12 protein-coding genes are annotated in these 13,112 nt (G+C 66.5%); 3 read left to right on the top strand and 9 right to left on the bottom strand.

Features of this window, described 5'->3' with window-relative positions; genetic code table 11:
• Positions 1 to 17 precede the first annotated feature (17 nt).
• Positions 18 to 1,244, bottom strand: coding sequence for an RtcB family protein (locus C1932_RS19220; protein ID WP_108763229.1), 1,227 nt, complete (start codon positions 1,242 to 1,244; stop codon positions 18 to 20).
• Between the two features lie 502 nt (positions 1,245 to 1,746).
• On the bottom strand, positions 1,747 to 3,294 hold the full coding sequence (locus C1932_RS19225; RefSeq protein ID WP_108763230.1) for a TROVE domain-containing protein: 1,548 nt from the start codon (positions 3,292 to 3,294) through the stop codon (positions 1,747 to 1,749).
• Between the two features lie 187 nt (positions 3,295 to 3,481).
• Here C1932_RS19225 and rtcR point away from each other — a divergent pair, with 187 nt between their 5' ends.
• Together rtcR and C1932_RS19975 are read left to right on the top strand one after the other, a co-directional pair.
• Positions 3,482 to 5,077, top strand: coding sequence for an RNA repair transcriptional activator RtcR (gene rtcR, locus C1932_RS19230; protein ID WP_108763495.1), 1,596 nt, complete (start codon positions 3,482 to 3,484; stop codon positions 5,075 to 5,077).
• A gap of 73 nt (positions 5,078 to 5,150) precedes the next feature.
• Positions 5,151 to 5,297 (top strand): hypothetical protein, encoded by a 147-nt coding sequence (locus tag C1932_RS19975; protein WP_199911987.1) that lies wholly within the window; start codon positions 5,151 to 5,153, stop codon positions 5,295 to 5,297.
• A gap of 80 nt (positions 5,298 to 5,377) precedes the next feature.
• Here C1932_RS19975 and C1932_RS19235 read toward each other — a convergent pair whose 3' ends face one another.
• The gene (locus C1932_RS19235; protein WP_108763231.1) at positions 5,378 to 5,932 is read right to left on the bottom strand and encodes a hypothetical protein; all 555 of its coding nucleotides are present in this window, start codon (positions 5,930 to 5,932) and stop codon (positions 5,378 to 5,380) included.
• A 130-nt stretch (positions 5,933 to 6,062) separates the two neighbouring features.
• On the opposite strand from C1932_RS19235, the gene C1932_RS19240 reads away from it, so the two are divergent.
• On the top strand, positions 6,063 to 6,665 hold the full coding sequence (locus C1932_RS19240) for a hypothetical protein (RefSeq protein ID WP_108763232.1): 603 nt from the start codon (positions 6,063 to 6,065) through the stop codon (positions 6,663 to 6,665).
• A gap of 109 nt (positions 6,666 to 6,774) precedes the next feature.
• Here the strand turns inward: C1932_RS19240 and C1932_RS19245 are convergent, their stop codons facing one another.
• The 6 genes from C1932_RS19245 to rpmB all read right to left on the bottom strand — a co-directional run bounded on the left by C1932_RS19245 (position 6,775) and on the right by rpmB (position 12,924).
• Positions 6,775 to 7,101, bottom strand: coding sequence for a low molecular weight protein tyrosine phosphatase family protein (locus tag C1932_RS19245; protein ID WP_108763233.1), 327 nt, complete (start codon positions 7,099 to 7,101; stop codon positions 6,775 to 6,777).
• A 158-nt stretch (positions 7,102 to 7,259) separates the two neighbouring features.
• The gene (gene uvrD, locus C1932_RS19250) at positions 7,260 to 9,452 is read right to left on the bottom strand and encodes a DNA helicase II (RefSeq protein ID WP_108754599.1); all 2,193 of its coding nucleotides are present in this window, start codon (positions 9,450 to 9,452) and stop codon (positions 7,260 to 7,262) included.
• Positions 9,453 to 9,461: 9 nt separating this feature from the next.
• Positions 9,462 to 10,883 (bottom strand): FAD/NAD(P)-binding protein, encoded by a 1,422-nt coding sequence (locus tag C1932_RS19255; protein ID WP_108763234.1) that lies wholly within the window; start codon positions 10,881 to 10,883, stop codon positions 9,462 to 9,464.
• Positions 10,884 to 10,913: 30 nt separating this feature from the next.
• Positions 10,914 to 12,332, bottom strand: a complete 1,419-nt coding sequence (gene cls / locus C1932_RS19260) for a cardiolipin synthase (RefSeq protein WP_108757539.1) — start codon at positions 12,330 to 12,332, stop codon at positions 10,914 to 10,916.
• Between the two features lie 177 nt (positions 12,333 to 12,509).
• Positions 12,510 to 12,677, bottom strand: coding sequence for a 50S ribosomal protein L33 (gene rpmG, locus C1932_RS19265; protein WP_170272460.1), 168 nt, complete (start codon positions 12,675 to 12,677; stop codon positions 12,510 to 12,512).
• Positions 12,678 to 12,687: 10 nt separating this feature from the next.
• On the bottom strand, positions 12,688 to 12,924 hold the full coding sequence (gene rpmB / locus C1932_RS19270) for a 50S ribosomal protein L28 (RefSeq protein WP_005411638.1): 237 nt from the start codon (positions 12,922 to 12,924) through the stop codon (positions 12,688 to 12,690).
• Positions 12,925 to 13,112: the final 188 nt, after the last annotated feature.

Raw genomic sequence — 13,112 nt, forward strand, 5'->3', positions numbered from 1 at the left:
GCCGCGCGCGGCCCGCTTCATCCCTTCACGCACACCACCTGGCGCAGCGTGTGCACGATCTCGACCAGATCGCGCTGGGCCTCCATCACCGCCTCGATCGGCTTGTAGGCCGCCGGCGATTCATCCACCACCTCCGCATCCTTGCGGCATTCCACGTGCGCGGTGGCCTTGGCGTGTTCATCCACGGTAATCAGCTTGCGCGCCTGGGTACGGCTCATCACGCGGCCGGCGCCATGGCTGCAGCTGTGGAAGCTGTCCTCGTTGCCCAGCCCGCGCACGATGAAGCTCTTGGCGCCCATGCTGCCCGGAATGATGCCCAGCTCGCCCTTGCGCGCACTGACCGCACCCTTGCGGGTCAGCATCACGTCCTTGCCGAAGTGGGTCTCGCGGTTCACGTAGTTGTGGTGGCAGTTCACCGCCTCGGCCTGGGCTTCGAACGGCTTGCTGATGACCGTGCGCACGGCGGCCACCACGTTGCGCATCATCACCTCGCGGTTCATGCGTGCGAAACGCTGCGCCCACTCCACGGCGAACACGTAGTCGCCGTAGTGCTGGCTGCCCTCGGGCAGGTACGCCAGGTCCTGGTCGGGCAGGTTGATCATCCAGCGGCGCATTTCCTGCTTGGCCAGTTCGATGAAGTAGGTGCCGATGGCATTGCCCACGCCACGCGAGCCGGAGTGCAGCATGAACCACACGCGCTGGTCCTGGTCCAGGCACACTTCCACGAAGTGGTTGCCGGTACCCAGGGTACCCAGGTGCTTGAGGTTGTTGGTGTTCTTCAGGCGCGGGTGGCGCTCGCAGATCAGCGCGAAGTCATCCACCAGCTGCTTCCAGCCTTCGATGGCCAGCTCCGGCGGCGTATCCCAGCTGCCCTTGTCACGGCCACCGCGGGTCACGCTGCGGCCATGCGGCACCGCCCGTTCGATCGCGCTGCGCACTGCAGACAGATTGTCCGGCAGGTCGCTGGCATCGAGCGTGGTGCGCACGGCCATCATGCCGCAGCCGACATCCACGCCCACCGCGGCGGGAATGATAGCCCCCACGGTCGGCACCACCGAACCCACGGTTGCCCCCTTGCCCAGGTGCACGTCGGGCATCACCGCAATCCACTTGTGGATGAACGGCAGGCGCGCGATGTTCTGCAGCTGTTCGCGTGCCTGGTCTTCCAGCGGCACGCCGCGCGTCCACAGCTTGATGGGTGCAGCGCCGGGCTGCTGGATCACGTCATGGTTCAAAGTGGTCATGGTGATGTTTCCTTTCATCCAATACAAAAACAAAGAAGATGTGGTGACAAAGGTGGCCGAACGCACCACCTGCCGCGTTGCCGTGGCAGGTGGCCGGGACTTGAACCCGACCCCGAAGGGTTTCCGATGTAGTTCGGCCGGCATTCCCCGCGCAACGAAAGCGAAGGTGCCGGTACTGCGACGAGGGGTGGAGGAACATCCTGCTCTACCACTGAGCTACCGCTGTGTTGCCACAGCGGGCGGGGCTCGAACCCGCGACCCGGAGCTTAGAAGGCTGTAGTTCCTCCGGCATTCGCAGTGCCGGCGTTGAAACAGGTGCGGTGACAAAAGGAGTGGAACGTCTCTTTCCCCACACCCGGCAGGAAAGGCGGGACTTGAACCCGACCCCGAAGGGACAACCAATGTAGTTCCACCAGCATTCACCGCGAAAACTCGAATTCCGGGTCCCTGCCCGGCGGGCCCCATTGCCCGCCGGGCGGTCCCTGGCGACATCCTTGCCGCCTTACAACGTCATGTCCTGGATGCGCTGCACCCAGCCACTGCCATCGGCCGGTGCCTGCGCGTACTGGCCCAGCAGATCGAACACGGCATCGCTGAAGCCGCCGATGTGCAGCACGTCTTCGCGCTGCACCGTCTGGCTGCTGGCCACCGGCTGCAGGTCGATGCAGACCAGGCGCGCCTGCGGGCAACGCTGCTTCAGCACCTCCCACGCCCGCATCGTGGCCGTCGCACCGCCCTGGCGGGTATCGCGCCAGCTCTCGTTGTCCGACACCAGCACCACCAGGTCGACCTGCGCGCGGCGACGGTTGAGGTCTTCCAGCGGTGCGCTGACCGAGGTGCCGCCGCCGTTAATCGCCAACTGCGCGGCCAGGGTCATCACGCTGTCGCGCGGGTTCAACCGCACCGGCCGCACCTGGGTGTCGAACGGCAGCACCGTGGCCTGCGGCTGACCGCGCAGCACACAAGCCGCGATCAAGGCCGCCACGTCCACACAGCGCACCGACGTACTGGCGCCCTTGCGGTAGCCGGTCAGCGGCCACTGCATGGACGCGGACACGTCCACCGCAACCACTACCCGCCCTGGCAGCACCGGTACCGATGCCGTGGCGATCTCCATCGCATCCTGCAGTGCATCCAGGATCGGCAACGGCAGGCCCTTGCCGGCGTGGAACGCCATCAGCAACTGGTACGGCAGCACCCGCGAACGACGTACCTGCTGCGGGTCACGCAGCCGCGCGGCAATCAGGTCCACCATCGCCGCATCGTCGAACACGCCGTTGCGGGCGAACGTGTTGAGGTTCATCCGCATCGACTGCCACGACGCGCTGCGCGCCAGCGCCGACCATTGCGCCGCATCCAGCGGCAGCGTGCTGAAGTACTGGAACGGCAGCGCCGGCGGCAGCCCCTGCGGGTCACGCTTGAACGCCTCGTAGGCCTGTACCAGCGCCGGCAGCTGCGCCGCGTCATACGGACGACCGACGATCCACGCATACAGCGCCTTGCGCTCGGCATCGGCCGGCTTCGGGTGCACCATGCGGATCAGATCCGCCAGCGACGGCTGCTGGCCGATGGCTGCACGCACCAGCGTTTCCACCGGGGCCTGCTTGATCCACTCACGCACCAGACGCTTGGGCAGCGAGCCCAGCGAACGGCGCCCGACCTGGCCGCTGCGCATGATCTGCACGAAGGTGCGCAGCTGGCGACCGTTGTCGATCACCCGCGGGAACACCTGGGCGAACACCTCGGGGTCGCCCAGGCTGAGCACCGCCAGCAGCAGCGCCGGCATGTCCTTCATGTGCGCCACCTGGCGGGCGTACACCGCGGTGCGCGCCACGAAGGCCGGCTCGACCTGCGCGGTCAGCGCCAGCACCTGCTGCAGCTGCGCGTCGGCGTTGCTGTAGAAGGTGTTGTTGAGGCAGCCGGTGGCCGCATACAGGGCCAACGCAGCACGCGCGTCGCGGCAGTAGGCCAGGCCACCGGCTTCATTGACGGTGGTGGCCGGCGGCAGCGCCGGGGCACGCGTGTTGGAGAAGAGCATCAGGTTGGCCATTGTGGTGTGCTTGGCGGGAACTGCCCGCGTCGTGTCTTGCCTGGAATAGAGCAATGGCCGTGCCAACTTTTGATTGACTTGATCAAGATGTTGTTTTTACTGAGTTTTTAATCGCTTCAAGCAAGAATCGCCGACGCGGCACGCGAAGAATGCATATAGTTGCAGCGCGTCTTTTATAGGAATGGATATGTCTCGGCGACAGGTCGTCTTCGGCATGCTCGGCACCCAGCTCGACGCGGGCGAAGGCCCGGGGCGTTGGCAGAAATGGCGGCCGACGGTATCGCTGGGCATGCACGAGGATTTCCTGCCCGACCGGGTTGAACTGCTGCTGGACGAGCGCCGCTACGCCAAGCTGGCGCGGGTGGTGTGCGACGACCTGGCACAGGCCGCGCCGGGCCTGCAGGTGCGCCGGCACGACACCTACCTGGCCGATCCCTGGGAATTCGAAGGGGTCTACGCCACCCTGCACGACTTCCTGGCCGGCTACCCGTTCCAGCCGGAGGAGGAGGACTACTACGTCCACATCACCACCGGCACGCACGTGGCGCAGATCTGTTGGTTCCTGCTCACCGAGAGCCGACATTTCCCCGGCCGCCTGCTGCAGACCTCACCGCCGCGCAAGCAGGATGGCGCGGCCGGCAGCTACGCCGTCATCGACCTGGACCTGTCGCGCTACGACCACATCGCCCAGCGCTTCGCCCAGCAGCAACTGCAGGACCGCGACCTGCTGAAGAGCGGCATCGCGACCCGCAACGCCGCCTTCAACGCGATGATCGAGCAGATTGAAGCGGTGGCCACGCGTTCGCGCGCACCCATGCTGCTGATGGGCCCCACCGGTGCCGGCAAGAGCCAGCTGGCCAAGCGCGTGTTCGAACTGAAGAAGCTCAAGCACCAGTTGCCCGGCCGCTTCGTTGAAGTGAACTGCGCCACGCTGCGCGGCGACGGTGCGATGAGCACGCTGTTCGGCCATACCAAGGGCGCCTACACCGGCGCATCGTCGGACCGCGCCGGCCTGCTGCGTTCGGCGCACCAAGGGCTGCTGTTCCTGGATGAAATCGGCGAACTGGGCCTGGACGAACAGGCCATGCTGCTGCGTGCGCTGGAGGAGAAACGCTTCCTGCCGGTGGGCAGCGATCGCGAAGTGGAAAGCGAGTTCCAGCTGATTGCCGGCACCAACCGCGACCTGCAGCAATCGGTGTTGGAAGGCCGCTTCCGCGAAGACCTGCTGGCACGCCTGAACCTGTGGACCTACCACCTGCCGGGCCTGGCCCAGCGCAGCGAGGACATCGAGCCGAACATCGAGTTCGAGCTGGAGCGCTGGTCACAGCAGCAGCACGCGCGGGTGCGCTTCAACGTGGAAGCACGCGCGCGCTACCTGGCCTTCGCCACCAGCGCCGAGGCGGCCTGGCGCGGCAACTTCCGCGACCTGGGCGCGTCGATCATGCGCCTGGCCACCCTGGCGACGGCCGGGCGTATCCAGACCGAGGGCGTGGACGACGAGATTACCCGCCTGCGCCGGCAGTGGCGCGGCGGCGAAGCGCCCTCACCGCTGCAGGCCCTGCTGGGCGAGGCAGCCGACCAGCTGGACCGCTTCGACCGCGTGCAGCTGGAAGAAGTGGTGCGGGTCTGCGCACGCTCAAAGTCGCTATCCGCCGCCGGCCGCGAGCTGTTCGCGGTATCGCGCACCCAGCGCGCCAGTACCAACGACGCCGACCGCCTGCGCAAGTACCTGGCGAAGTTCGGCCTGGACTGGGAGCAGGTGCGCAGCCCCGGTTCTGCGTAGCGTCGAGCTTGCTCGACGAAGGCCGCCGGTACATGCTGGCCGCGCAGCATCCATCGCTTTCAAGGAGATCGCCATGCACGAACGCAAACCAACACCCGCCGCCGTCCCGCGCACAGTCCTATGGGTTGTCATCGGCGTTTTCGCGGTGCTTTACGGCGGCTATCAGGTCGGCAAGGAACTGGCCCTGCGCGACAATGCAAAGCAGGCGGCGGGCCAGTAGCGTCGAGCTTGCTCGACTGCTTTCTGTGATCGGAAGCATCGTGCCAACCAAGGTTGGCACCTGCCGGTAAACGTCTACGCTCAGGCGATCTGCACGATGCGTGCGTTCTGGCACAGCGGATAACTGGCGACGAACTCGGCAATGGCCGCCTGCATCGCGGCAAACGACTGGCCGTACATGTACAGCGCGGTTTCGGTCGGGCCCTGCCACCAGCTGCAGATTTCGCCCAGGCCATCGATGCGCTCGGACAGCTGCTCGAACACATGGTTCGAATCGCACTGCTCGTACACCTCGTCCGGCAGGTTCAGACCGTCCAGGTAGATGCCCAGGCCCTCGGTGACACCGAAACTGCGATCAGCCTCGCCTGCGCCCTGCACCTTGGAACCCTTCGGTGCGCCCAGCTGTTCCAGCAGGTCAACCAGCTTGGGCACGCCGGCCGCGTCGTTCAGCGCGATTTCGATATCGCCGTACTCGACTTCACCCTCGTCGGAGATCGCGGTGCCGCCGCCGGTGATCTCACCGATCCCGGCCGCCTGCAGCAGCGCATCCAGCGGGTCCTCGAACAGCTCGTGGCGGTGTTCGGGCTGCAACTTGGCGTTCAAGGTCACGGTGACGTGCAGCGTGGTTTCGGTCATGGCGGCGTTCCTGGAAGTTGTCACCCCCCATTGTAGAGTCGAGCTTGCTCGACTGCTTCTTCAGCCCCCCGGACCCGTCGGCCACGCGATAATGCGCGGTACAGAAACATCATTCCAACAGGGGGAATACATGAAGTCGATCATTGCAGCCACACTGCTGCTGTTGCTCACTGGCTGCGGCATCCGCACCGAAGTCGTGCGAGTGAACGTGCCTGATATCCGGGTCAATCCGGAACAGGGCACGTCGGTGGTCGTGGCACCGGTCACCGACCATCGCCCCACCGACTTCCTGGCGCTGGTGCCCGCAGCGGACCGGGCCCGGAACGTGGGCGGAGAAGTCCGCCAGGGCAATGGCTTCAACCTAGTTCTGGAGTCGACCACCACGGCCGAGAAGACCCGCGAGATCATCATTCAGGCACTGCGGAACATGGGCTATCGCACGATCGAGAGCTGCGAGGCACGCTGCCTGCACCTGCAGGCGTCGATGAATCAGTTCGCGGTCAGAGCGCCTTTCAATTTCTGGCGCGCCGCAGGCTGGGCGCAACAGATGGTGGCGGATATATCGGTGGAAGTGACAACGGGCGAGGCTGAGCAGAGCCGATCGTTCGTTGCCAAGGGCCATGGCACGAATGTGTTCCAAGTGGTTTCGCCGGAAAACTGGGAGAAAGCGCTGGAGCGCGCAGTCACTGATTTCACCGCGGACTTCAAGCAGAAGATGGCGGCGCAGGAGTAGCCCATCCGTAGCGCCGGGCGGGCTGGACGGCTGTTTCCGGGAAGGGCCAGTCGAGCAAGCTCGACTCTACGGACGGTTACCGCGCGCGACAGGGTGCCGTGGCGACCTGTCAGCGCAGGAACGGCGGCACCTTGCGCTTCAGCAGTTCCACCAGCACCGGGTCCATGTAGTCGTAGTCGTCGGGGATATCCAGGCAGATCACCCGCTTGCCCTTCAGCCATGCCTTGTAGCGGCTGGACAGCCGGTTGCGGTGCGCCTTTTCCATCACGAACACCAGGTCGGCCCACTGCAGCAGCTCGGGGCTGAGCACTTCCTCGGCGTCGGCCAGCAAGCCCGCCGAGGCGGTTTCGATGCCGGGCCAATCGGCGAACACCTGCTCGGCCGTGGGGCTGCGCAGGCGGTTCTGGCTGCAGAGGAAGAGCACGTTGCGGGTCATGGGATTCTGCCGTTGTAGCGTCGAGCTTGCTCGACTGCTTTTTGTAGAGTCGAGCTTGCTCGACTGAGCGCGCAGAGCAGTCGAGCAAGCTCGACTCTACAGGAGCTCGAAGACCGGGTCAGAGCCCTCCCGCGGGAGGGATCTGACCCCGACGGGGGTCAGATCACCGTCAGGTTGGCGTAGGCCATCACCAGCCACTTGCTGCCGGCATCGGCGAATTCGACCTGCACGCGGGCGTGCGCGCCGCTGCCTTCGTAGTCGGTCACCATGCCTTCGCCGAACTTGGGATGGGTGACCAGGGCACCCAGCTTCAGCGGCGGCGCCTCGATCGAGGCGTGGCCCATCACCCGGCTGCTGCCCAGCGAGGCCGGGCGTGAGACCTGCACCTTCGGGCGCACCTCGTGCAGCAGTTCGCGCGGAATCTCGCGCAGGAAGCGCGAGGGCAGGCTGTAGTTGTCCTGGCCGTGGATGCGCCGCGATTCGGCGTAGCACAGCACCAGCTTCTGCCGTGCACGGGTGATGCCCACGTAAGCCAGGCGGCGCTCTTCTTCCAGCCGCCCGCTTTCTTCCAGTGAGCGCGCACTCGGGAACAGGCCGTCTTCCATGCCGGCCAGGAACACCAGCGGGAATTCCAGGCCCTTGGCGGAGTGCAGGGTCATCAGCTGCACGCCCTCCTCGCCCGCCTGCGCCTGGCCCTCACCGGCCTCCAGCGCGGCGTAGGCCAGGAAGGCGACCAGCTCGTCCATCTCCTCGCCCACTTCCTCGATGTCATCGGCACGGCGCACGAAGCGCGAGGCCACCGACACCAGTTCGTCCAGGTTGTCGGTGCGCGATTCCGAATCCAGCGAATTGCGGCTTTCCTTGCTCCAGTGCTCGCGCAGCTGCGAGCGCGACAGGATGTGGTCCACGCGCTCGGCCAGGGTCATGTGCAGGGTCTGTGCCTGCAGCTCGTTCACCAGCACCAGGAAGCCGGCCAGCGCGTTGCGTGCGCGTGCGGCCAGCGCACTGCCCTGGGTGACCAGCATGGTGGCTTCCCACAGCGACAGGCCCTGCGCACGTGCTTCGCGGCGTACTTCGTCCAGCGTGCGTTCGCCAATGCCACGGGTGGGCGTGTTCACCGCGCGCTCGAAGGCGGCATCGTCGTTGCGGTTGGACAGCAGGCGCAGGTAGGCCAGCGCGTCCTTGATTTCCGCACGCTCGAAGAAGCGCATGCCGCCATACACGCGGTACGGCACCTGTTCGCTCAGCAGCGCTTCTTCCAGCGCGCGCGACTGCGCGTTGCTGCGGTAGAGCACGGCCACCTCGGTGTAGCTGCCGCCGTCGCGCACCCACTGGCGGGCACGTTCGACGATGTAGCGCGCCTCGTCCATTTCGTTGTACGCGGCGTACAGGTCGATCGGCTCGCCATCGCCGCTGTCGGTCCACAGTTCCTTGCCGATGCGGTCCGGGTTGTGCGCGATCACCGCGTTGGCGGCGCCCAGGATGTTGGCGGTGGAACGGTAGTTCTGTTCCAGGCGGATGGTCTGCGCACCGGGGAAATCGCGCAGGAAGCCCTGCACGTTCTCGACCTTGGCGCCGCGCCAGCCGTAGATGGCCTGGTCATCGTCACCGACCACGAACACGTGGCCTTCGTGGCCGGCCAGCACGCGCACGAAGGCGTACTGGATGGCATTGGTATCCTGGAATTCGTCCACCAGGATTTCGCGGAAGCGGGCGCGGTAGTGCGCCAGCAGGGCCGGGTTGTCGCGCAGCAGTTCGTGCGCGCGCAGCAGCAGTTCGGCGAAGTCGACCAGGCCGGCGCGGTCGCAGCGCGCCTGGTATTCGATGTAGGCCTGGCGCATGGTTTCCAGCCACGCATCGTGCGGCTCGGGCTGGATGTGCTGCGGGCGGCGCCCCTCGTCCTTCTGCTCGTTGATCCACCACGCAATCTGCTTGGGCGGGTGCTTGCTGTCGTCGATTTCCAGCGCCTGCACCACGCGCTTGACCAGCCGCAGCTGGTCGTCCGAATCCATCACCTGGAAGCCTTCGGGCAGCTTGGCGTCCTGCCAGTGCAGGCGCAGCAGGCGGTTGGCCAGGCCGTGGAAGGTGCCGATCCACATGCCGCGGCTGCCGTTGGGCAGCTGCGCGTCGATGCGGTGGCGCATTTCACCGGCCGCCTTGTTGGTGAAGGTGACCGCGAAAATGCCGTGGGTGGGCACGCCGAAGACTTCATGCAGCCAGGCGATGCGGTGGGTGAGCACGCGGGTCTTGCCCGAGCCGGCGCCGGCCAGCACCAGGTGGTGGCCGGGGGGAGCAGAGACGGCGTCGCGCTGGGCCGGGTTCAGGCCATCAAGCAGGTGGGAGACATCCATGCCCTCATTTTACGGCATCGCGGTCGCGTGCCCTGCGACCACCTGCGCGGCCAACGCCTGCGCCTGCTGACGCAGTTCAGGCACGGCCAGGCTTTCCCACAGGCTGCCGATGCGCAGGCTGCCCAGCACCCCCAGCCGCGGCTGCGGCCGGCCTTGCGCGTCGTGCAGGCGATCGCCGGGCACGCTGCTGTCCAGGCCCAGCCCGTGCGGTCCCGGCCGCGCCATGCCATCGGCCAGCAGCTGCTGCAGCAACGGGTTGCGCAGCGCGGTGGCACGGGTTTCCACGCCGGTGGCATTGATGATGCCGGCCACGGCCCAGGCCTGGTCACCACCGTCAGCACTGCGCCCGCTCAGCAGCAGGGCGTCGTCCTGCTGGCGCACCTGCTGCAACCGTGCGCGGTGGATCTGCAGCTGGCCATTGGCCTGCAGCGCCTGCAGCTGCGCATCGATGCCTTCGGCAATGCGATGACGATGCACGTCCCAGTAGCGCACCACATGGCGCAGGAAGCGACGCTGGTCGGCTGCATCCAGACTGCACCACAGGGCCTGCCCGTGGGCGCGGATGCGGTCCATCACGCCCTGCCACGGCTGCCCGGCGGCCTGCAGTTCACCGGCGTGCTGGCGCAGTGCGCGCAGCCGCTGGCGCAGGGTAAGCGGCAGCAGGCTGGCGGGATCGAAGCTCGGCAGCGCGCCATGGTCGTGCGGCAGCGGCAGCAGGCCATGACGGGAAATGACGTGCAGCGGGCCGCTATGGCCGGCAGCCACCAGGGCCAGCACGGTATCGGCCATGCTCAGGCCCGAGCCGACGATGGCCAGTGCGTGCGTACCGGCCAGAGTGCGCACGCCGTCGTAATCCCAGGCTTCGACCACCGCATCGGCCGGCAATGCGCCGGCGCCGGGCACCGGCAGCGGGCGCATGCTGTTGCCGGTAGCCAGCACCGCCTGCGCGGCGCGCAGCGTCTGCCCATCGCCCAGCTGCAACTGGCAGCCGTGTGCATCCACCTGCAGGGCCAGCACCGGTTGGGCGATGACCTGCACGTTCGCCGGGCTGGCCGCTGCGGCCTGTTGCAGGCGCTGCTGCAGGTAGCTGGCGAAGTAGTGGCGGCAGACATAGCGCTCGCCCAGCACATCGCGTGCTTCACCCGGGTAGGCGTTGGCTGCTTCCAGGTAGTCGAGGAAGTCGCCGGGCTGATCGGGGAACGCGCTCATCTTCGCCGCCGGCACGTTCAGCAGGTGCTCGGGCCACGGTGTGGAGTAGGCAATGCCCTGCGCCGGCTGCGAGGCCGGCTCGAACAGGGCGATGCGCAAGGGCTGCCGGGCCTGCTGCAGCACGTGGAGGGCCACCAGTACGCCGGCGGCGCCGCCACCGATGATCGCCAGGTCCGCTTCAGCGGTTCGCGCGGAATCAGTCATGCGTGGATTGTAGGCCATGGTCGCCATGCCCCGCGCCAACGCGCCCGTTTACATCAGCGCATCGGCCAGCCGTGCGATGCCTTCACGGCTGCGCCGCCACGCCGGCCGCTGCCGCCACTGCTCCAGGTCCAGCAGCGTCGACTGGCGCAGGTAGTCGTCTTCGATCGCGCACAACTGCTTCACCAGCGGGCGGTCGTAGCAGATCAGGCCGATCTCGGCATTCAGCGCGAACGAACGGATATCCATGTTGATCGAGCCCAGCACCGCGATGTCTTCGTCCACGCTCATGTGCTTGGCATGCAGGAATTGTGGCTCGTACAGCGCGATCTGCACGCCACAGCGCAGCAGTTCGTCGTAGTACGCCTCCTGCGCCCAGGACGTCAGCCGCTGGTTGTTGCTGGCCGACAGGATCAACTGCACCTGCACGCCCGACAGCGCGGCGATGCGCAGCGCGCTCAGGGTGGCCTCGTCGGGCACGAAGTACGGGGTCACCATCACCAGGCGCCGCCGTGCCAGGTGGATGAGCGCGGCCACGGCATCGCGCGCATTGCTGTACGGGTAGGCCGGGCCGCTGGGCAGCAGCTGGGTGGCGATGTCGTCGCTGCACACCGGCACGTTGGCAATCACCTCCAGGCGCTGCCCGGTTTCCATGTACCAGTCGCTGGCGAACACCGCTTCCAGATGGGCCACCGCCGGACCGCGCACGCGCGCCACCAGTTCACGGTTGGGATGGCCGGGCACGAACTGCGGGCCGGCCAGGTTCTGCGAACCCACGTAGGCCACTTCGTTGTCGATCACTGCGATCTTGCGGTGGTTGCGCAGGTCCATGCGGCCGCTGCGGCGCCAGCGCAGGCCGCCCGGCAGCATCGCGCGCACTTCCACATCGCGTGCCTGCAGCCGCTTGCGGTAGGCGCGCAGGCCGCGCTTGGCACCGACGGCGTCGAGCAGCACGCGGCACTGCACGCCACGCGCGGCGGCTCGCTGCAGGGCTTCGACGATGGCCTCGCCCACGGCGTCATCGAACATCAGGTAGTACAGCAGGTGCACGCGGTCTTCGGCCTGGTCGATATCGGCAATCAGGCTGTGCAGCGATTCGTCGTAGTCGGTCAGCAGGTCGACGGCGTTGCCGTGCACCGGCATGAAGTCGCCCTGGCGCTGCACCAGCGGCACGATCTCGGCAGTGGCGGTGTCGGGCTGCGGCACCCAGCGCAGGCGCCGCTGCAGCGCCTGCTCTTCGCGGATGACCAACGAAGCCTCGGCCTGGCGGCGAATGCGTTCGCGCGACAGCCAGGGGTGGCCGAACAGCAGGTACAACGGCAGGCCCAGCAGGGGCACGAAGCCGACCAGCAGCAGCCAGCTGCGTGCGGCCCCCGGCGTGGTGCGGGTGGGAATCCAGCACAGCGCGACCAGGCGGATGAGCCAGTCGATCAACAGCAGATAGGAGCCCAGCAGCCACTCGAACAGCATCGCGTCGCCCGTCGGGAGGTGTGCGGCCATTCTGCCCAGCAAGATTTGTAGAGTCGAGCCATGCTCGACTGCTTGAAAGCCGTGTGCCAACCAAGGTTGGCACCTACCGGGCGCCGGGCATGAAAAAACCCGCCACAAGGGCGGGTTTTTCCGGAGGCGATCAGCAACCCTTGCGGATTACTTGATCTTGCCTTCCTTGTACGGGACGTGCTTGCGCACGACCGGATCGTACTTGGAGAATTCCATCTTCCCCGGGGTGTTCTTCTTGTTCTTGTCGGTCGTGTAGAAGTGACCGGTACCGGCGGTCGAAATCATACGGACCTTATCGCGCTTGCCTGCCATGATCGTCTACTCCTCAGACCTTTTCGCCGCGCGCACGCAGCTCAGCCAGAACGGAATCGATGCCGTTCTTGTCGATGGTGCGCAGTGCATGCGCGGAAACACGAAGCTTCACCCAGCGGTTCTCGCTGGCAACCCAGAAGCGGCGCTCGTGCAGGTTGGGCAGGAAACGACGACGGGTCTTGTTGTTGGCGTGCGAGACGTTGTTACCCGTCTGCACTCGCTTGCCGGAAACCTGGCATACGCGGGACATTGCGCACCTCGATAGTTAATTGTGTCAGCCCGTAGCCCGGGAGACGGCGGCCTCGGCGGTTGCCCACCACACGTCAAGAGAATCAAAGGGTTACGCTGGCGTTGGGCGGCCGGGGACGTGCTCCCGGTGGCGCCGCCCGGCACGAAACCGGACACAGCGAGCCGCGCATTATGCAGGCTTTCAATCAC

Origin of the sequence: Stenotrophomonas sp. YAU14D1_LEIMI4_1, from assembly GCF_003086815.1 — a bacterium.
In the GTDB taxonomy this organism is placed as follows: Bacteria; Pseudomonadota; Gammaproteobacteria; order Xanthomonadales; family Xanthomonadaceae; genus Stenotrophomonas.

Excerpts from the sequence above, each read along its gene's own strand:
- C1932_RS19975 (WP_199911987.1), top strand. The coding sequence starts at position 5,151 with ATGCACGAACGCAAACCAACACCCGCCGCCGTCCCGCGCACAGTCCTA.
- C1932_RS19225 (WP_108763230.1), bottom strand. The coding sequence starts at position 3,294 with ATGGCCAACCTGATGCTCTTCTCCAACACGCGTGCCCCGGCGCTGCCG.
- C1932_RS19255 (WP_108763234.1), bottom strand. The coding sequence starts at position 10,883 with ATGGCCTACAATCCACGCATGACTGATTCCGCGCGAACCGCTGAAGCG.
- C1932_RS19235 (WP_108763231.1), bottom strand. The coding sequence starts at position 5,932 with ATGACCGAAACCACGCTGCACGTCACCGTGACCTTGAACGCCAAGTTG.
- uvrD (WP_108754599.1), bottom strand. The coding sequence starts at position 9,452 with ATGGATGTCTCCCACCTGCTTGATGGCCTGAACCCGGCCCAGCGCGAC.
- C1932_RS19245 (WP_108763233.1), bottom strand. The coding sequence starts at position 7,101 with ATGACCCGCAACGTGCTCTTCCTCTGCAGCCAGAACCGCCTGCGCAGC.
- rtcR (WP_108763495.1), top strand. The coding sequence starts at position 3,482 with ATGTCTCGGCGACAGGTCGTCTTCGGCATGCTCGGCACCCAGCTCGAC.
- C1932_RS19220 (WP_108763229.1), bottom strand. The coding sequence starts at position 1,244 with ATGACCACTTTGAACCATGACGTGATCCAGCAGCCCGGCGCTGCACCC.
- cls (WP_108757539.1), bottom strand. The coding sequence starts at position 12,332 with ATGCTGTTCGAGTGGCTGCTGGGCTCCTATCTGCTGTTGATCGACTGG.
- rpmB (WP_005411638.1), bottom strand. The coding sequence starts at position 12,924 with ATGTCCCGCGTATGCCAGGTTTCCGGCAAGCGAGTGCAGACGGGTAAC.
- C1932_RS19240 (WP_108763232.1), top strand. The coding sequence starts at position 6,063 with ATGAAGTCGATCATTGCAGCCACACTGCTGCTGTTGCTCACTGGCTGC.